At 49.1% G+C, this 20,187-nt stretch carries 17 protein-coding genes; 4 read left to right on the plus strand and 13 right to left on the minus strand.

Annotation, left to right across the window (positions count from 1 at the left end):
• Positions 1-30 precede the first annotated feature (30 nt).
• The 6 genes from nuoF to LC084_RS15835 all read right to left on the minus strand — a co-directional run bounded on the left by nuoF (position 31) and on the right by LC084_RS15835 (position 6,436).
• Positions 31-1,374, minus strand: coding sequence for an NADH-quinone oxidoreductase subunit NuoF (nuoF, locus tag LC084_RS15810; protein ID WP_226572154.1), 1,344 nt, complete (start codon positions 1,372-1,374; stop codon positions 31-33).
• Positions 1,371-1,871: an NADH-quinone oxidoreductase subunit NuoE gene (gene nuoE, locus LC084_RS15815; protein WP_226572155.1), complete on the minus strand. Its 501-nt coding sequence runs from the start codon at positions 1,869-1,871 to the stop codon at positions 1,371-1,373. Before nuoE ends, nuoF begins: the two co-directional genes overlap by 4 nt.
• Positions 1,872-1,873: 2 nt before the next feature.
• Positions 1,874-3,685: an NADH-quinone oxidoreductase subunit C/D gene (gene nuoC / locus LC084_RS15820; RefSeq protein WP_226572156.1), complete on the minus strand. Its 1,812-nt coding sequence runs from the start codon at positions 3,683-3,685 to the stop codon at positions 1,874-1,876.
• 84 nt (positions 3,686-3,769) lie between these two features.
• Positions 3,770-4,444: an NADH-quinone oxidoreductase subunit NuoB gene (gene nuoB / locus LC084_RS15825; RefSeq protein WP_036115987.1), complete on the minus strand. Its 675-nt coding sequence runs from the start codon at positions 4,442-4,444 to the stop codon at positions 3,770-3,772.
• 15 nt (positions 4,445-4,459) lie between these two features.
• Positions 4,460-4,900 carry an NADH-quinone oxidoreductase subunit NuoA gene (gene nuoA, locus LC084_RS15830; RefSeq protein ID WP_110025696.1) on the minus strand — a complete coding sequence of 147 codons (441 nt, stop codon included), beginning with the start codon at positions 4,898-4,900 and terminating at the stop codon, positions 4,460-4,462.
• Between the two features lie 603 nt (positions 4,901-5,503).
• Positions 5,504-6,436, minus strand: a complete 933-nt coding sequence (locus tag LC084_RS15835) for a LysR family transcriptional regulator (protein WP_226572157.1) — start codon at positions 6,434-6,436, stop codon at positions 5,504-5,506.
• Positions 6,437-7,541: 1,105 nt separating this feature from the next.
• Here LC084_RS15835 and LC084_RS15840 point away from each other — a divergent pair.
• A complete protein-coding gene (locus tag LC084_RS15840) occupies positions 7,542-8,759 on the plus strand; it encodes a pyridoxal phosphate-dependent aminotransferase (protein ID WP_226572158.1) in 1,218 nt (405 codons plus the stop codon).
• Positions 8,760-8,841: 82 nt separating this feature from the next.
• Positions 8,842-9,441: a 5'-deoxynucleotidase gene (gene yfbR, locus LC084_RS15845; protein WP_036115998.1), complete on the plus strand. Its 600-nt coding sequence runs from the start codon at positions 8,842-8,844 to the stop codon at positions 9,439-9,441.
• Between the two features lie 49 nt (positions 9,442-9,490).
• Here the strand turns inward: yfbR and LC084_RS15850 are convergent, their stop codons facing one another.
• The 4 genes from LC084_RS15850 to yfbV form a co-directional block, all read right to left on the minus strand.
• Positions 9,491-11,323, minus strand: a complete 1,833-nt coding sequence (locus LC084_RS15850; RefSeq protein WP_226572159.1) for an SLC13 family permease — start codon at positions 11,321-11,323, stop codon at positions 9,491-9,493.
• Positions 11,324-11,463: 140 nt separating this feature from the next.
• Positions 11,464-12,120 (minus strand): sugar phosphatase, encoded by a 657-nt coding sequence (locus tag LC084_RS15855; RefSeq protein WP_226572160.1) that lies wholly within the window; start codon positions 12,118-12,120, stop codon positions 11,464-11,466.
• A gap of 14 nt (positions 12,121-12,134) precedes the next feature.
• Positions 12,135-12,629 (minus strand): YfbU family protein, encoded by a 495-nt coding sequence (locus LC084_RS15860; protein ID WP_226572161.1) that lies wholly within the window; start codon positions 12,627-12,629, stop codon positions 12,135-12,137.
• A gap of 92 nt (positions 12,630-12,721) precedes the next feature.
• On the minus strand, positions 12,722-13,177 hold the full coding sequence (gene yfbV / locus LC084_RS15865) for a terminus macrodomain insulation protein YfbV (RefSeq protein WP_036116007.1): 456 nt from the start codon (positions 13,175-13,177) through the stop codon (positions 12,722-12,724).
• A gap of 334 nt (positions 13,178-13,511) precedes the next feature.
• On the opposite strand from yfbV, the gene ackA reads away from it, so the two are divergent.
• Both ackA and pta read left to right on the plus strand, forming a co-directional pair.
• Positions 13,512-14,714, plus strand: a complete 1,203-nt coding sequence (ackA, locus tag LC084_RS15870; protein ID WP_226572162.1) for an acetate kinase — start codon at positions 13,512-13,514, stop codon at positions 14,712-14,714.
• A gap of 92 nt (positions 14,715-14,806) precedes the next feature.
• Positions 14,807-16,948, plus strand: a complete 2,142-nt coding sequence (gene pta / locus LC084_RS15875) for a phosphate acetyltransferase (protein ID WP_226572163.1) — start codon at positions 14,807-14,809, stop codon at positions 16,946-16,948.
• A gap of 66 nt (positions 16,949-17,014) precedes the next feature.
• On the opposite strand, the gene LC084_RS15880 is transcribed toward pta, so the two are convergent.
• Genes LC084_RS15880 through LC084_RS15890 form a run of 3 tightly spaced genes read right to left on the minus strand, consistent with a single transcriptional unit; the run spans position 17,015 to position 20,184 of the window.
• Positions 17,015-17,971: a transketolase family protein gene (locus tag LC084_RS15880; RefSeq protein WP_226572164.1), complete on the minus strand. Its 957-nt coding sequence runs from the start codon at positions 17,969-17,971 to the stop codon at positions 17,015-17,017.
• Entirely contained in the window at positions 17,964-18,797 is an 834-nt protein-coding gene (locus LC084_RS15885; protein WP_226572165.1) for a transketolase, read from the minus strand. The genes LC084_RS15880 and LC084_RS15885 overlap by 8 nt, the downstream gene beginning before the upstream one ends.
• Positions 18,781-20,184 carry a PTS ascorbate transporter subunit IIC gene (locus LC084_RS15890; RefSeq protein WP_226572166.1) on the minus strand — a complete coding sequence of 468 codons (1,404 nt, stop codon included), beginning with the start codon at positions 20,182-20,184 and terminating at the stop codon, positions 18,781-18,783. Before LC084_RS15890 ends, LC084_RS15885 begins: the two co-directional genes overlap by 17 nt.
• Between the last annotated feature and the right edge of the window lie 3 nt (positions 20,185-20,187).

Consider the following 20,187-nt stretch of genomic DNA (forward strand, 5'->3'; position numbering starts at 1 on the left):
TGCGGCGCTCACCCGCTTGCGGGTTGCGGCTTACCAGCGCGCTTTCAACAGGTTTGGCTGTATCCCGTTTATTAGTCGGGTATTGTTAAAGTCCTGCTGAATACCTGCTTCAAATTCTTCGCGGAAGTATTTAATTGCGCTTTGTAAAGGCTCGACTGCACCCGGCGCATGGGCACAGAAGGTTTTGCCCGGCCCCAGAGAACGGCACAACTGCTCAAGCGTTTCGATATCGCCAGGCTGCCCTTCCCCTTTTTCAATAGCACGCAAGATTTTCACACTCCACGGCAAACCATCGCGGCATGGCGTGCACCAGCCACAGGATTCCCGCGCAAAAAACTCTTCCAGGTTGCGCACCAGGGAAACCATGTTGATTTCGTGGTCGACAGCCATTGCCAGTGCAGTACCCAGGCGGCTTCCCGCCTTGCCAATGCTTTCAAATTCCATTGGCAAATCAAGGTGAGCATCAGTCAGGAAGTCAGTACCTGCGCCACCTGGCTGCCAGGCTTTAAACTTCAGGCCATCACGCATACCACCGGCATAATCTTCAAGAATTTCACGGGCAGTGGTACCAAATGGCAGTTCCCAAACACCGGGGTTTTTTACCCGACCGGAGAAGCCCATCAGTTTGGTGCCATTATCTTTGCTCTTGCCCGCCGAAATGCCCTGATACCATTCAAGGCCATTAGCCAGAATTGCCGGTACATTACACAGGGTTTCGACGTTGTTAACACAAGTCGGCTTACCCCAGACACCAGCACTGGCCGGGAATGGCGGTTTGGAACGCGGGTTAGCACGGCGACCTTCCAGTGAGTTGATCAACGCTGTTTCTTCACCGCAGATATAACGCCCGGCACCGGTATGTACGAACAGCTCAAAATCAAAGCCAGAACCGAGGATATTTTTCCCCAGTAACCCGGCCTCAGTGGCTTCGGCAATGGCGCGGCGTAAATGCTGTGCGGCTTCAATATATTCGCCACGCAGGAAGATGTAGCCACGGTATGCTTTCAGCGCAAATGCCGCGATAAGCATCCCTTCCACCAACAAGTGGGGAAGTTGCTCCATCAGCATACGGTCTTTATAGGTGCCCGGTTCCATTTCATCGGCGTTACACAGCAGGTAACGGATATTCATGGATTCGTCTTTCGGCATCAGGCTCCATTTGAGCCCGGTGAGAAAGCCTGCACCACCACGGCCTTTCAGCCCGGCGTCTTTTACCAGGCTGACGATTTCATCTGGTGCCATTCCTGTCAGTGCTTTACGCGCACCTTCATACCCATTCTTGCTGCGGTATTCATCCAGCCAGACGGGTTGTTTGTCATCACGCATCCGCCAGGTCAGCGGATGGGTTTCGGCAGTACGAATAATCGTCTTCATTTATACTGCTCCAGAAGTTCCGGGATAGCCTCAGGTGTGAGATGGCTGTGGGTATCCTCATCAATCATCATGGTCGGCCCTTTGTCGCAGTTACCCAGACAGCAGGTCGGCAGCAGTGTAAAACGGCCATCGAACGTGGTTTGGCCCGGTTTGATTTCCAGATGTTTTTCAATGGCAGACTGAATACCCTGGTAACCCGTGATATGGCACACCACGCTATCGCAATAGCGAATAACATGGCGGCCAACAGGCTGGCGGAAGATTTGGCTGTAGAATGTCGCCACACCTTCAACATCACTGGCAGGAATACCCAGCAATTCAGCGATTTCGCCAATTGCGCCATCTGGCACCCAGCCACGTTGTTTCTGGACGATTTTCAGCGCTTCAATGGACGCCGCACGCGGGTCTTCATAGTGATGCTTTTCGTGCTCAATCGCCTCACGCTCTGCGGCACTCAGTGCAAAGTCACCCGTTTGGGGTTGTTGATTATCGTGCATAATTAGCGGTCCACATCTGACATAACAAAATCGATACTCCCCAGATACACAATCAGGTCGGAAACCAGACTGCCGCGGATAACCGACGGGATCTGTTGCAAGTGTGCAAAACTTGGCGTACGTACGCGAGTACGGTAGCTCATCGTGCTGCCATCACTTGTCAGGTAGTAACTGTTTATCCCCTTCGTTGCTTCGATCATCTGGAAGGATTCATTGGCCGGCATAACCGGGCCCCAAGAGACCTGCAGGAAGTGGGTGATCAGGGTTTCGATATGTTGCAACGTGCGCTCTTTTGGCGGCGGTGTTGTCAGCGGGTGATCCGCTTTAAACGGCCCTTCCGGCATGTTGTTCAGGCACTGTTCCAGAATGCGCAGACTCTGGCGCAACTCTTCGACTTTGAGCATGACACGGGTATAGCAATCACTCACGCCACCACCAACCGGAACTTCAAAGTCGAAGTTTTCGTATCCGGAGTAAGGGCGGGCTTTACGCACATCGAAATCAATACCGGTAGCACGTAACCCGGCACCGGTTGTGCCCCAGGCCAGTGCTTCTTTCGCACCGTAGGCCGCAACCCCCTGCGAACGCCCTTTCAGGATGGTGTTACGCAACGCGGCTTTTTCATAGCTGGCCAGGCGTTTTGGCATCCAGTCGAGGAATTCACGCAGTAAACGATCCCAGCCGCGTGGCAGGTCGTGCGCCACACCGCCAATACGGAACCAGGCCGGGTGCATACGGAAACCAGTAATCGCTTCAACCAGATCGTAGATTTTCTGGCGGTCAGTAAAGGCGAAGAACACCGGCGTCATCGCACCCACGTCCTGAATAAACGTGGAGATATACAGTAAGTGGCTGTTAATGCGGAACAGCTCAGACAGCATAACGCGAATCACGTTAACGCGGTCAGGTACCGTAATACCGGCAAGTTTTTCTACTGCCAGCACATAAGGCATTTCGTTAACACAACCGCCCAGGTATTCAATACGGTCGGTGTAGGGAATGTAGCTGTGCCATGACTGACGTTCACCCATTTTTTCCGCACCGCGGTGGTGGTAACCAATGTCAGGAACACAGTTAACGATTTCTTCGCCATCGAGCTGCAAAATAATGCGGAACGCACCATGCGCAGATGGGTGGTTCGGCCCGAGGTTCAGGAACATGAAATCTTCATTTTCCGTGCCGCGCTTCATTCCCCACTCTTCGGGTTTGAAGGTCAGCGCTTCCATTTCCAGGTCTTCTTTCTGTTTGGTCAGTTCAAACGGATCAAACTCGGTCGCACGAGCCGGGTAATCTTTACGCAGCGGGTGACCAGACCAGGTTGGTGGCATCAGAATACGGCGCAGGTTTGGGTGACCGCTGAAGGTTATCCCAAACATTTCCCAGGTTTCCCGTTCATACCAGTTGGCATTCGGGAACAGGCTGGTGAATGTAGGCACCGTCATATCATTTTCCACCAGCGCAACTTTCAACATGATGTCGCGGTTACGATCAATGGAAATTAAGTGATAGAAAACGGAGAAATCAGCAGCAGGCAAGCCTTCACGATGGGTTCTGAGGCGCTCATCCATGCCATGCAGATCAAACAGCATGACATAAGGTTGAGGCAGTTTTTTCAGGAAATCGCCAACTTCCAGTAACTGTTCACGCTTCACCCAAACTACCGGTACACCGGTACGTGTTGCCTGCACAGTAAAAGCATCTGGCCCAAAACGGTTACGCAATTCGCCAATGACCGGATCATCCAAGTGATCCCTGGTTTGCCAGACGGGTAAAACCGCCTCTTGCGTGGTTAAATCGGTCATATTGTTCACCATTGCAAATGGTTTTTTGGTGACCGAAATGTGGCGTTGCGCTATTAATTATTGATATGCAAGTAAATGCCACATTTCGCTGTTCTTTTAAATTTCGTCCGGTGTACGCAGGTTTTTCACCGCAATACGCTCACCGCGTTTGCGTTCACGCTCAGATTGCATATTCGCGCGATAAACACCCTGGTCACCAACAACCCAGGACAGTGGGCGGCGTTCTTTTCCAATGGACTCCTGCAACAGCATCAGTGCCTGCATGTAGGCTTCAGGACGCGGCGGGCAACCCGGAATATACACATCGACGGGCAAAAATTTATCCACGCCCTGCACTACCGAGTAAATATCGTACATGCCACCAGAGTTGGCGCAGGCTCCCATGGAGATAACCCATTTGGGTTCGAGCATTTGGTCATACAGGCGTTGAATAACCGGTGCCATTTTAGTGAAGCAGGTACCAGCCACCACCATCAGGTCCGCCTGGCGAGGAGAAGCACGTAATACTTCCGCCCCGAAACGCGCAACGTCATGCACAGCGGTGAAAGAGGTCACCATTTCTACATAACAGCAGGAAAGGCCAAAGTTATACGGCCAAATTGAGTTTTTACGCCCCCAGTTGACCATGTCGTGCAATGCATTTTCCAGTTTGCCCAGATAGACACTGCGATGAACATGTTGCTCCAGGGGATCAGTTACAATCTCCTGTTTTTGAAGGGGGTAACGGTCGTTCTCACCGTTGGGATCTATGCGGGTGAGCGTATAATCCATCTTATTGCCTCGCAGTTAGCGTTGACTAGTGTGGCTGTCAGTTTCCGGGTTAACCATCTGGCGACGGGAACGTGCAGGCGTCCAGTCCAGCGCGCCAATACGCACCAGATAAACCAGACCTGCCAGCAGCACTAAAATGAAAATGGCAGCCTCGACAAACCCCACCCATCCGCTCTCGCGAATCGAGGTTGACCAGGCATAAAGATAGAGTGCTTCAACATCAAAGATGACGAAGAACATGGCGACCAGATAGAACTTCGCTGAGAGGCGCAACCGGGCCGACCCAACGGAATCAATACCCGATTCGAACGGTGTATTTTTGTAACGGGCCCGGGCTCTGCCGCCCAGTAACCAGCCACCAACCAGCATAAAGGCGCACAGGCCTAATGCGACGATAAAGAAAATTGCGAATGCCCAGTGATGAGCGATGATTTCAGTGGATGTCGACATACTCATTGCTTACTCATCAAAAGTGGTAAACCAGCCTCTGCACAGGTTCACAGAGATTCACCACATCGATTCATGGGGAGGAACAGAAAACCCGACATCGGCCGCTATGATTTTCTTATGACCAGCCTGATGCTGTGGTTTTTTACTCCTTTTCATAACCTTTTGTCAACTTTAACAAAAGTATCATCACATTAGTTTACATTTAACTATAAGCATTAACATTTGGTGCTTAAGTAACTACTTTTCCCTGCTAACTGATGAATATTCATACTGTTGAATCGAGTCCGTTCATGATATGGCCTGCGATGTCCCTTTATTCTGGCAGGATTTTCGAGGGATTCCTCTCCCCAAGACTGAGTATTTTCTTGATCTGAGACACGCTTTTGTTAATTTAACCAATAAACCAGCAACAATACCCTGCCAATATTTAACATAGACCCAGATTTTGCTACCTGCACGAAACTATTTAATTTGAGCAAAAAACACACAACAGCCATGTTTTTATAATGGTTTTTATTAGCCGCTGCCAGGCCAGAAAAAAATGATGCGCAAAAAAAAAGCTTTCAAAGCAGAATTTGCCTTAAAAGCTTTTTATTACAAGGACGGATTTTATTCAGGAAGAGAGTTATCCAGCCACTGATTCTCTCTGGTAACCTGTTGTGTGTAGTGCCACGGGTCCTGGTAATCTTTGAGCGTACTGAACAGTGTGTGCACCAATTCATTCTGCTGTGAGGGGTTATAGCATAAGCTGTACTCAGTATCCGGCAATGCTGGCAAACCGTCTGTATCAACCAGCACCCGTAATTCCTGGCTCATCATCTCTACAGGTCTTGCGGTTACACCAAGCCCCGCTTTTACTGCTGCCCGCACCGCTGCTAATGTTGAAGCGACATAGGCAACACGATAATCGACTTGTGCATGATCAAGGTGTTTGAAAATCATATCCCGGTAAGGGCTGGGGTCATCGAGCACCACCAGTGGCACGGGTTCACCTTTAGGAAAAATAAAATCGGCCGAACAATACCAAAGTGTTGGTGAGCGCCGCATCACAAAAGATTCAGCCCATTCCGGTGCTGCGGTAGTCAGAATAAGATCCAGTTTCTGGCTATTCAGCATCTCAACGATATAAGGATTTCTTTTTACACAAATATCCAGAGTAAGTTTCGGATAAACCTGGCTTATTCTGCCCAGTAAAAATGACAGCAATGTGTCAGCCGATTCATCCGATGCTCCCAGCGAGAGATTCCCCTGAATATTACTGAATAACAGTGACATACAAGCTTCGTCATTAAAACGTAATATTTTACGTGCGTAGCCCAGGAGCTGAATACCATGTTCCGTCAGGAGTTTATTACGCCCGTGGCGGACAAATAATTCTTTGCCCACCAATTGTTCCAGGCGCTGCATCTGTTGGCTGACAGCGGATTGTGTACGCGAAACAGCTATAGCAGCCGCAGCAAAGGTATTTAAATCTGCTACGGCAACAAACGTCCTGAGAAGATCGAGGTCAAGGTTTAGTATCGTGCGAGTAGAATTTATCATAATGATTCACTATTTGGGACCCATTAATGAGCTTCCCTTATCTATTGCTATGTGAGTGAAACAACAAAGCAATTCCATTTGAACGTGGCTTCCTGCCAGATAAAAACCCGTCAAGCTTTCACTTCGTAGTTATTTGTGTATTACGAATTTATGAAGCTATCACACTACGGGTAGTGGTAAGATTTTCCTACACCTGCTTCAGGCGCTATTTTGCAATGCTTCCAGTACGTTTCGTTTTTACGACAAAGGTTCCATGTATGAATGCTCTTTCTGCATGGAGGCTGGCTAAATAAAACTGTCACATTAGCTTGCCACTGCTCACTGCGATTATACTGCCATACCAGGCTTAGCACCCTATACAACATACCGATCCCACAGTCATCGTACCAGTGGAAATAATTAAATAAAGGTAATGTTTGTAAAGGCAGTGCTGTATTCCCAGTCAAAACACAACGGTAAAAACTAAAGAGGCCTATAATTACCTGAGTGACTAATCAAACAATAGAAAGACTTTTGCTGAATTCTATTTAGAGATCAACGCATTCATAATAATAATTGCCAATAATAACCAGATGAGTTCTTTTAACGCCTTTTCAAACAATAACCGTAACATATCCAGGTGTTTCTGATAAACAAGATTGAACCCAGCGTGATATCAATTAATTATAATGTGTCAGGCGATTGTGGCTAGTGAGGCGCGTTTTACGCGACTACGCTCAGGGATTGTTAATTACATACATTTCTATAGCGATTAATTAATTTCATTTAACTTTTTGTTTATCCATTTTCCACTATTGCTGTTATTTGATAAACAAAAAACAACATTTACACAATTGTTATTTTTTATCGTTAAAATTTAAAACCATTTAAACAATAAATAACAGCATAAAATACCAACAAAAACCCAATAAACCAAAATATAAAACTATATACAGCAATTCACATGCCACAATAAACCTGCCAAGATTATTATTTATCAATACGTTACATACAAAAAACTGCGTAACAGTGCACAACTGCCCTTCAAAAGTTCAACGCCGAAGAGTACATTGTCGCCAGCGGCCTTCCACGGCAGGAAGCGCCGAAAACAAAGTTAAGGTGTTCCATGTCCCCGATTATTGAAAAATCCAGTAAACTCGATAACGTCTGCTACGACATCCGTGGGCCTGTTCTCAAAGAAGCGAAACGCCTCGAAGAAGAAGGCAACAAAGTTCTCAAGCTTAACATTGGCAACCCTGCCCCATTTGGTTTTGAAGCGCCTGATGAAATATTGGTTGATGTTATCCGCAACCTTCCTACATCCCAGGGCTATTCAGATTCCAAAGGGCTTTATTCCGCCCGTAAAGCCATCATGCAGCACTACCAGCAGCGTGGAATGAGGGATGTCACTGTTGAAGATATCTATATTGGTAATGGGGTATCTGAGCTGATTGTTCAGTCAATGCAGGCATTACTGAACAGCGGCGATGAAATGCTGGTTCCAGCACCTGACTACCCGCTCTGGACGGCAGCTGTCTCACTTTCCAGCGGCAAAGCGGTCCATTACCTGTGTGATGAATCTTCTGACTGGTTCCCGGACCTTGACGATATCCGCGCCAAAATCACTCCGCGGACACGCGGCATTGTGATTATTAACCCCAATAACCCGACGGGCGCTGTGTATTCACTGGATGTTCTCAAAGAAATCGTTGAGATTGCCCGCCAGCATAATCTGGTTATCTTCGCCGATGAGATTTACGACAAAATTCTTTACGACGATGCACAACACCACTCTATAGCCGCACTGGCGCCGGACCTGCTCACGGTCACCTTTAATGGGTTATCAAAAACCTACCGCGTAGCTGGGTTCCGCCAGGGCTGGATGGTGCTGAATGGCCCGAAAAAACACGCTAAAGGTTATATTGAAGGCCTGGAGATGCTGGCGTCAATGCGCCTGTGCGCTAACGTTCCGGCACAACACGCAATTCAGACCGCGCTGGGCGGATACCAGAGTATTAGCGAGTTTATTGTTCCCGGTGGGCGTTTATATGAGCAACGCAACAGAGCGTGGGAATTAATTAACGATATTCCGGGTGTAAGTTGCGTTAAGCCAAATGGCGCGCTGTATATGTTCCCGAAAATCGATGCAAAACGCTTTAATATCCACGATGACCAAAAAATGGTACTGGACTTCTTGTTACAAGAAAAAGTGCTGCTGGTTCAGGGAACCGCATTTAACTGGCCCTGGCCGGACCATGTGCGTATTGTCACCCTGCCGCGGGTAGATGAGCTGGAGCAGGCTGTTGAGAAGTTTGGCCGTTTTCTGGGCCATTACCACCAGTAACCTCCACAAGCCAGAAAGCGTTGCATCTTCTGGTGTGCGGCGACACAATGGCCTTCTTTTGTACAGAAGGTCATTGTGAATCATGAGCCAGAGCCATTTTTTTGCCCACCTCTCCCGCCTCAAGTTAATTAACCGCTGGCCGCTGATGCGCAATGTTCGCACCGAAAATGTGTCAGAGCACAGTTTGCAGGTTGCCATGGTGGCCCACGCACTGGCTGCTATCAAGAACCGTAAGTTCGGTGGAACGCTTAATCAAGAACGCGTTGCACTGCTGGCGATGTACCACGATGCCAGCGAAGTGCTGACCGGCGACCTGCCCACACCAGTAAAATATTTTAACTCGCAAATTGCCCATGAATATAAAGCGATAGAAAAAATCGCCCAGCAAAAACTACTGCAAATGATCCCGGATGAGTTGCAGGATATTTTTACCCCTTTACTAGACGAGCAATACTACAGCGATGATGAAAAACACATCGTCAAGCAAGCTGATGCGCTGTGTGCTTATCTGAAGTGCCTTGAAGAGCTTTCTGCCGGGAACAATGAATTTTTACTGGCGAAAGGCAGGCTCGAGAAGACGCTCAGTGAGCGCCACAGTGAAGAAATGGAATACTTTATGCGGGTTTTTGTACCCAGCTTTCATTTATCCCTTGATGAAATCAGCCAGGATACCCCGCTCTGAATAGTGCGTTACAACGCCCGGTAACAGCTACCGGGCGCAAAATTCGCCATTAAAACGGAAATAGCACAGGCACAAGCACCACGCACACCACCATGACCAGCAACGTAAAGGGAACCCCAATTTTCACAAAGTCACTGAACTGGTAGTTCCCCGGCCCTAATACCAGCGTATTCACTGGCGATGATACTGGCGTCATAAATGCTGCTGATGCAGCCATTGCCACAATCATGGCAAAAGGATACGGCGAAACCCCCATCGATTTGGCCGCAGCCAGCGCGATAGGTGCCATCAGTACCGCTGTAGCCGTATTAGAGATAAATAACCCAATCGCTGCGCACATGACAAACAGACACACCAGCATAATATATGGCCCGTAGCCGCCCCCAACTTCCATCAGGCCTTTCACAATCAAATCCACCCCGCCGGTTTTCTGTAAAGCCAGCGCGAATGGCATCATACCGACAATCAAAATAATGCTGGGCCAGTGAATGGCTTTATAGGCGCTTTGTGCATCAATACAACGAAATTTCCCCATAAGCAGGCAGGCTATGATTGCAGCTATCGTGTTAGGGATTTCATCCGTCAGCATCATGGCAACCATTAACGCCAGGCAAAAAATAGCATGAGGTGCCTGGCTGTGTGCGGGGGAAGCCACACTCTCTTCAACGGGTAAATTCAGCACCAGAAAATCGCGTTTTTTCTGGCCAAGAATGCGAATCAGCTTCCAGTCGCCCACCACCAGCAAGATATCGCCCAACTGCACCGGCTCATCAAGAATATTACCTTCCATTGCTTCTCCGCCACGCCGCAGGCCAACAACATTCAGCCCATAGCGTGAACGAAAGCCTATCTCCCGTATACTTTTTGCCGCCAGTTCTGATTCCGGCAATAACGACACTTCAGCCATGCCGACATCCTGTGCCTGGTCAGAAAAATATTCGCCACGCAAAATCATGGGCTCCAGCATTTGCTCAGCACAAAACTGGCGCAGGTCGACATCAGAAGCAGACATATCTATCAGTAGGACATCACGGTCGCGAAGCTCCGTAACCCCATTAACGTTCACGATAACCCGGCGGAATTTACGCCAGCGTTCAACGCCAATAATATTGGCGCCATAGTGCTCACGCAGTTTTAAGTCATCCAGACGACGCCCCATAAGCGGAGATCCTGGGCGAATAGCCAGGCGACGAGCACGCCCGCTCAGCCGGTAATCTTTTATCAGGTCACGAAAGGTACGGCGCTTCCAGCGCTCTTTATCGCCGTCATCGCTTTCGCCACGAAACGCAAAGCGCACCAGTAGCATATAGAAGATACCCAGCACCAGCACAGCCAGGCCAATGGGCGTTACACTAAAAAACTGAAACCCCTGCAAGCCTTCGCGCAGTAGTTCACTGTTAATAACCAAATTTGGGGGAGTGGCGACTAACGTCATCATGCCGCTGATTAGGCCAGCAAATGCTAGTGGCATCATCAAACGGCTGGGGGGAATTTGCATACGACCGGAAACACTTAGTACGACCGGAATAAAAATTGCGACCACGCCAGTTGAGCTCATAAAAGCGCCCAGCCCGGTAACAGTGAGCATCAGTAACACCAGCATTTTGGTTTCGCTGCTACCCGCCATTTTTACCAACCAGGCACCCAGAGCTGTAGCCACACCCGTGCGCACCAGGCCATCGCCAATAATGAAAAGGGCTGCTATCAGGACCACGTTGGGGTCGCTGAAACCGGAGAGCGCTTCACTTATCGTCAACGTGCCGCTCAGCACAAAAGCAACGATAACCAACAACGCCACCGCATCCATACGAATCTTCCCGGTGGCGAAGAAAAAAACAGCAAAGCCCAGTAAACAAACTACCCAAATCAGTTCGCTGTTCACAACCCATCCTTGTTTGCTGAAGTGAAACGGATATTGCCAGTCCGCTGGCAATACATCAGTGTAAAAAAACGCCCGAAACAAGTTTCAGGCGTTTTAGTGTACAAAAGAAAAGTGCAAAAAATAGCGGGCTAAATCAGGGTTTAGCGTTGTTTTAACTCCACCACGCCAGGCGCGACAACCTCAACCACCAGTTGTTCAAGACTGGTCAGGCAAAAATCGACACTTTCAAGCCCTGGCGCATCGCCTGGTACATTGACAGCCGCCACATGGCAACCCGCAGCCAGACCGGATATCACCCCTGCTGCTGCATCTTCCACCACAAGGCATTCTGATGCGGGCAAACCGAGTAATTTAGCACCAAGTAAGTAAGGATCCGGCTCAGGCTTGCCTTTGCTCACTTGCTCTGCAGTAACAAATACCTTTGGTGTGGGCAAACCGGTTGCGTTATGGCGAACACTGGCAACGGGAACGGAACCTGATGTAACAATGGCCCAGGGGATTTCGTTAGCGTCTAAATACTCCAATAACGCAATGGCTCCTGGTAATGCCGTGATCCCTGTGGTATCCGACGCTTCTAGTGCTTCCAGCGCATAAAATTCCCGCTGAATATCCTCTTCAGAAGCCCCTGCCATAAAATGCCGCAGTGAAGTAATTGCCTGTTTCCCGTGAATAAAATCGAGAATATCCTTATGTGGGATGGAAAACCTGTCGCCCCAACTACACCAGGCCCTTTCGACCGCGGGTAGTGAGTCAACCAGCGTACCATCCAAATCGAACAAAAATCCTTTACACTGCACTACGGTTTCTCCTGTCAGGCATTAATAATCTGATTGATTTCGTTGCTGCTCAGGTGGTACTGACGCGGGCAACTTTGCCAGGTCTTGAGCATACGCATATATTTTTCCCACATTGGCGTTTGGGCATTGAACCCATGTGTACCAGCATCAAAGTGGGTATAACGCCCCTCGGTGTTCACCATAAAACGAACATAGCTTAAGTAACGCGCTTCTGTTGCAGCATCAAAACCGAGGAATATTACGCGGCGCTCATCAATATTTTCCGCATCTTTCAGGTTGCCCCTGGAGACCTGCAACGCATGGTACATTTCCATGATATCGATAATCATGCGGCAAGTTTCTTCAGTTAATTCGCCAAACTCCCGGTCAAGTTCACGCATTTGCAAGCCAAAACCACGCTCAACAATTGTTTGCAGGCGGCGATAACGCTCTGCGTTATCCGGGTCCAGCAGGGTCATCATTTTATATTGGTTAGAAAGAATAAGCCGTTGGGCATTGGTCATTTCCATTTCACAACTCCTGTATCAGGCTAACGCACTGAAATAACTCTGTTAAACCACAAAAAATACCTGCCTTCTTTTATATGCGTAATTAGCCGGGATTACAAATCATCAAGGAATGTTTTGTCCAGTTGTCTGAAAGCACGTTTCAGCGTGTCAGCCAGCGCCTGGTAATCGGGCTTGCCTTCAACGGGTGCCAATGCCTGGCCCGCTTCTTCCAGCTTGCTGCGTACTTCATAGAACCAGTTAAGGATGGAGGGCGGTAACGGCGTGACTGAACGTTTCCCCAGCCACCACAAGCCCTGCATTGGCAAGCTGACGGCAAACAGTGCTGTCGCCACCGCTGGCCCCAACTGGCCGCCAAGTGCGATTTGCCAGGTAAGAGTAAAGACCGCGATGGGTGGCATGAAGCGGATAGCAAACCGGGTGGCGCGAATAATGCGGTTCTCTACGAACACCGGCGCGAGGCGCTTTTCCATGGGCCACGTTTTCGCATAATGCTGCCCCTTACGAAATAGACTGAGGCCACTGACAGAACGTTTTTCGGGTGTGGACATGGTTTCACCTCAACTTCACATATAAAAATTCAAATTTTTGTGCAAAATACCAACTTCCAATGACAAGGTTCAAAATATTTTGTCATTTACTGGTGCGATCAGTTATCCTGTCCCGGCCATGAGGCCGTAGTGGAAAACTGCTGGTTGCCACACTTTCACAAGCGCCAACTCAGGCGAAAAAAAAGTGAAAATGGCATAAACTCATGAATATTTGTTCGTCGTGCCAAAAAACGTTTCGGGCATGACGTTAATCATAAATGTCAGCGTCATCTTGCGCTACGATGAGAGACTCACTGACGTTTTTTTAGCCACGTATCAAATAGTAGGTACTTCCATGTCGAGTAAGTTAGTACTGGTTCTGAACTGCGGTAGCTCCTCACTGAAATTCGCAATCATTGATGCAACTAATGGTGACGAGTACCTCTCTGGTTTAGCGGAATGTTTCCATCTGCCAGAAGCGCGTATCAAATGGAAAATGAGCGGTAATAAAGAAGAAGCAGCACTGGGTGCTGGCGCTGCGCACAGCGAAGCGCTGAGCTTCATCGTTAATACCATTCTGGCACAAAAACCTGAACTTTCTGCCCAGCTGGTCGCAATTGGTCACCGTATTGTTCACGGTGGCGAAAAATACACCAGTTCTGTTGTCATTGATGATACTGTTATTCAGGGTATCAAAGATGCGTCCTCTTTTGCACCTTTGCATAACCCGGCGCACCTGATTGGTATCGCTGAAGCACTGAAATCATTCCCGAATCTGACCAACAAAAACGTTGCCGTTTTCGACACCGCTTTCCATCAGACTATGCCGCAGGAATCTTACCTGTACGCGCTGCCTTACAGTCTGTACAAAGAGCATGGTATTCGTCGTTATGGCGCACACGGCACCAGCCACTTCTATGTAACTCAGGAAGCGGCCAAAATGCTGAACAAGCCGGTTGAAGAACTGAACATCATCACCTGCCATCTGGGCAATGGTGGTTCTGTTTCTGCAATCCGTAACGGGAAATGCGTTGATACCTCTATGGGTCTGACCCCGCTGGAAGGCCTGGTAATGGGTACACGTTCTGGTGATATCGACCCGGCTATCGTGTTCCACCTGCATGACACTCTGGGTATGAGCATTGAAGATATCAACAAGCTACTGACCAAAGAGTCTGGCCTGCTTGGTCTGACTGAAGTGACCAGCGATTGCCGTTATGTTGAAGATAACTACCAAACCAAAGATGACGCAAAACGCGCCATGGACGTTTACTGCCACCGCCTGGCAAAATACATCGGCGCATATACTGCAATGATGGAAGGTCGCCTGGATGGTGTTGTATTCACCGGTGGTATTGGTGAAAACGCCGCAATGGTTCGTGAACTGTCTCTGGCTAAACTGGGCGTTCTGGGCTTTGAAGTTGACCACGAACGTAACCTGGCTGCCCGTTTTGGTAACTCTGGTTTCATCAACAAAGAAGGCACCACTCTCGCGATGGTCATTCCGACCAACGAAGAACTGGTTATTGCGCAAGATGCGCTTCGCCTGACTGCTTAATATCTTCACCGCCAGCCTCCGCTGGCGGTGCTGTTTTAACGACACTCCCAATGCGCCTGCCTACAGGTGCCAGTGTGTAAAGAGGATTCAACGTGTCCCGTACTATTATGCTTATTCCTACCGGAACCAGCGTAGGCCTGACTAGTGTCAGCCTCGGTGTTATCCGTGCTATGGAACGTAAAGGCGTTCGCTTAAGCGTCTTCAAACCTATCGCTCAGCCTCGTACTGGCGGCAACACACCGGATCAAACCACCACTATCGTGCGTGCTAACTCCAACGTGACTGCTGCTGAACCGCTGACTATGCACCATGTAGAATCTTTGCTGTCCAGCAACCAGAAAGACGTGCTGATGGAAGAGATTATTGCCCGCTACCACGAAAACACCAAAGATGCGGAAGTGGTACTGGTTGAAGGCCTGGTACCAACACGTAAACATCAGTTTGCGCAGTCTCTGAACTATGAAATTGCCAAAACCTTGAATGCTGAGATTGTTTTTGTTATGTCTCAGGGTACTGATACTGTTGAGCAAATTCAGGAACGTATCGAGCTGACTCGTAACTCTTTCGGCGGCAGCAAAAATACCAACATCACTGGTGTGATTGTTAACAAACTGAATGCTCCGGTTGATGAACAAGGCCGTACTCGCCCTGACCTGTCTGAAATCTTTGATGATTCAAGTAAAGCCAAAGTAGTCAGCATTGATGCTAAAGTTCTGGCAGAGAAAAGCCCGCTGCCAGTATTGGGCGGTATTCCGTGGAGCTTTGATCTGATTGCGACTCGCGCTATCGACATGGCGAAACACCTGAATGCCACCATCATCAATGAAGGTGACATCAATACCCGTCGTGTGAAATCCGTGACTTTCTGTGCGCGCAGCATTCCTCATATGCTGGAACATTTCCGTCCGGGTTCACTGCTGGTGACTTCTGCTGATCGCCCTGACGTTCTGGTTGCAGCCTGCCTTGCCGCCATGAACGGCGTTGAAATTGGCGCACTGCTGCTGACTGGCGGTTACGAAATGGACGAACGCATTGGTAAACTCTGCGAACGTGCTTTCGCCACTGGTCTGCCAGTATTTATGGTTAGCACCAACACCTGGCAGACTTCTTTAAGCCTGCAGAGCTTCAACCTGGAAGTGCCGGCTGATGACCATGAACGTGTTGAAAAAGTTCAGGAATATGTTGCCAGCCACATCAGCAGCGACTGGGTTGAGTCTCTGACTGCAACGTCTGAACGCAGCCGTCGCCTGTCTCCGCCTGCCTTCCGTTACCAGTTAACTGAACTGGCTCGCAAAGCTGGCAAACGTATCGTGCTGCCAGAAGGTGATGAACCGCGTACCATTAAAGCAGCATCTATCTGTGCTGACCGTGGCATTGCCACCTGTATCCTGTTAGGTAACCCGGAAGAAGTGAACCGTGTTGCAGCCTCTCAGGGTGTAGAACTGGGCGCAGGTATCGAAATCGTTGACCCGGATGTAGTACGTGAAAGCTATGTACCTCGCCTGGTTGAACTGCGTAAAAACAAAGGTATGACCGAAGCGGTTGCCCGCGAACAACTGGAAGACAACGTTGTTCTGGGTACCCTGATGCTGGAACAAGATGAAGTTGATGGTCTGGTATCTGGTGCAGTTCACACCACTGCCAACACCATTCGCCCCCCGCTGCAGTTGATTAAAACTGCACCAGGCAGCTCACTGGTTTCTTCTGTTTTCTTCATGCTGCTGCCGGAACAGGTTTACGTTTACGGTGACTGTGCAATCAACCCGGATCCGACTGCTGAACAACTGGCTGAAATCGCAATTCAGTCTGCTGATTCTGCTATTGCTTTCGGTATTGAACCGCGCGTTGCAATGCTTTCCTACTCTACCGGTAACTCTGGTGCTGGTAGCGATGTTGAGAAAGTTCGTGAAGCAACTCGCCTTGCTCAAGAAAAACGCCCGGATCTGGTTATCGATGGCCCGCTGCAATATGACGCAGCAGTTATGGCTGACGTGGCAAAATCTAAAGCACCGAATTCTCCGGTTGCTGGCCGTGCCACTGTGTTCATCTTCCCGGATCTGAACACCGGTAACACCACCTATAAAGCGGTACAGCGTTCTGCCGACCTGATCTCCATTGGGCCGATGCTGCAAGGTATGCGCAAACCGGTTAACGACTTGTCCCGTGGTGCACTGGTAGACGATATTGTTTACACCATTGCACTGACGGCAATTCAGTCTTCTCAACAGAGTTAATAACTGTTGAAAGCAGTGTTGAAAGGCAGCCCGAAGGCTGCCTTTTTTATTTGATAACAGCCAGCTTTACGCCAACAGATCTTGAGCTGCAGCGACAATATCAGAACAAGTCAGCCCGTATGTGCGCTGCAGAAAGTCTTGCGTGCCAACCTGCCCGTACTGGTCTTTCACGCCGACTCGCCTCAGTGGCACTGGGCACGTTTCGCCCAACACTTCGGCAACTGCCGAGCCCAACCCATTGTGGATGTTGTGGTTTTCACAAGTCACCACCCGGCCGGTTTTTTCCGCATAGTTTTTTACCAACATGCGATCTATAGGTTTCAGAGTAAACATATCAATCACGGCGGCATCCACTCCCTGATGCGCCAAAATAGTTGCTGCATCTAATGCTTCAGCAACCATGATTCCGTTCGCTATCAGCGTAATATCTTTCCCTTCCCGCAGGACATTTCCTTTGCCAATAGTGAATGTGGTTCCTGGCTCATAAATGCGCCGGGCCTGCTTACGAATGGTTCGCACCCAGTAGAACCCATCGAGATTGATAAGCTGGTGCAGAATATCGTTGAACATCACGCTGTCTGTTACTTCCAGCACGATGGCATGAGCCAGCCCACGCACAATGCCCATATCCTCAAATGACATATGCGTGCCCCCATTGTGGCACGCAGTAACCCCGGAATCGGACGCAATCACTTTCACGTTATTGTGCTGGTAATCCAGCGCCATAAACAGCTGGTCAAAACAACGGCGGCTGGCGAATGCCGTAAAGGTATGCACAAAAGGTTTACGCCCGGCCAGAGATAGCCCTGCAGCAGTACCAATCACATTGGCCTCCATAATCCCGCAGTTAATCACATCATGGGGAAATTCGGCCTGCACGGTATCCATTGCCATAGAACTCATCAAATCTGCTTCCAGGGCGATAATGCCACTACTCTGGTTAATTTGCTCACGGACAAAACCGGCATACACTTTGCGCATTTCAATGGTGTCTTTCTCACCCAACGGAGCCAGGTTAATCATGCATCACCTCCAGTTGAGCCAGTTCACACTCAAGCTCTGCGCGCATTTCGGGGGTTAACCGCAAATGATGTGAATTTGGTAAGGCTTCCAGGTATGGCACGCCTTGCCCTTTCTTGCTGTCAAGAATTACCACGCGGGGGGCGTCACCCGGTGAGGATACAGGCTCAACAGCCGCCAGTATTCCGGCAATGTCATCCCCTTTCACCAGAGAAACCACGAAACCAAATGCCCTGAATTTCGCACATAAATCCCCTGGGTTGATGATTTCACTTAGTGGCCCATCCAACTGTTGCTTATTCCAGTCCACAAACAACAGCAAATTATTGAGCTTATGGTGTGCAATAAACTGAAATGCTTCCCAGCATTGCCCTTCATTCAACTCACCATCACCTACGATGCAAAACACCCGATTAGGTTTCCCAGCAAGGCGGTGCGCCAGAGCAATCCCCCCGGCAATAGAAACCCCCTGCCCCAGTGAGCCTGTCGTTGCATCCACACCACGCGTTTTTAACCTGTCCGGGTGGCTTGGCAAGTGGGTACCATTTTCGTTGAGCGTCAGTAACTGCGAAACCGGGAAATAACCTTTCAGTGCCAGCGTACTGTAAAGCGCTGGCCCGGCATGCCCTTTTGATAAGACGAAATAATCCCGCTCCGGCCATTCCGGGCGCTGTGGGTCTGTACGCATAACATCACCGTACAGCACTGCCAATGTTTCAACCACAGACAAACTGCCGCCATAGTGCCCAAAACCTAAGTGATTCAATGCACGTAACGTTTCAATGCGAATTTGCCGGGCAAACGTTGCAATTTCATTTACTGAAGCCATTCGAACCTCCCTGGTTATCGGCCGCACCGCTTACGTGAGATTTCTTTTTCACCAGGTAGTTGAAGGCCACCAGCAAGGCAAACAACGCCACAACCAGGCCCATAATGATGCCCGGAGAAAAATAACGCGCCAGGTTACCCAGCAGAATGCCTATCACGCCAAAATCTGCATCGGAGAATGTCGTATTGGCAAACCCAAGAGCGCCCAGCACAGGTAGTAGCATCACCGGCAAGAAAGTAATCAACAAACCATTTGCAAACGAGCCAAGCATGGCACCACGGCGCCCACCAGTAGCGTTACCAAACACACCCGCAGTGGCTCCAGTAAAGAAATGTGGCACCACTCCGGGCAGGATGAGCACTAACTTAAACTGCCCAAGTAAAAACAACCCCACCAGGCCGCCAAGAAAGCTGAACAAGAAGCCGACCAGTACGGCATTAGGCGCATAGGGATACACGACAGGGCAATCCAGTGCAGGGCGGGCATTGGGTACCAGTTTTTCAGAAAACCCGGTGAACGCCGGTACTATCTCTGCAAGAATTAAACGCACACCTTGCAGAATAATAAAAACCCCTGCTGCGAAGGTAATTGCCTGAATAATGGAGTACACCAGGAAGTGCTGGCCACCACTTAATTGCGTTTCGACATATCCCTGCCCGGCACAAATAGCGAGGATCATGTAAATCACTATCATGGTCAGAGAAATAGAGATGGAGCTGTCACGTAAAAAGCTGAGGTTTTTTGGCAAATTCATCTCTTCCGTTGAGCGTGAACCCTTGCCGCATTTGCTGCCAATCCACCCGGATAACACATAACCCAACGTACCAAAGTGGCCGAAGGCAATTTCATCATTCCCGGTGATCTTTTGCATATAACGTTGAGCCAGCGCCGGGAAAAAGGCCATTACCAGCCCCAGCGTCAATGCGCCAGTAAATACCAGCCCCACACCGTCAAACCCGGCTACAGTGAGAATCACACTAATCATACACGCCATATAAAATGTATGATGACCAGTCAGGAAGATGTATTTCAACCGGGTAAAACGAGCAATGATAATATTTGCCACCATGCCAAAAGCCATGATAAGCGCAGTAGAAGCACCATATTTTTCCAGAGCAATGGAGACAACAGCCTCATTATTAGGAATTATCCCCTGAATGTTAAAAGCATGTTCAAACATCCCCCCAAGAGGATTTAAAGACGTTAATAATACCGATGCACCTCCAGCCAGAACAATAAACCCGAGAATAGTTTTAATTGTTCCTTTTACTGTATCTGAGAATGATTTCTTCTGTGCCAATAACCCGATTAATGCAACGACACCGACCAGCACCGAAGGAACCTTGAGTATATCGACAATAAAACTTAGCATTCCAGTAAGAAACATATC

Origin of the sequence: Mangrovibacter yixingensis (assembly GCF_020523985.1) — a bacterium.
GTDB lineage: Bacteria > Pseudomonadota > Gammaproteobacteria > Enterobacterales > Enterobacteriaceae > Mangrovibacter > Mangrovibacter yixingensis.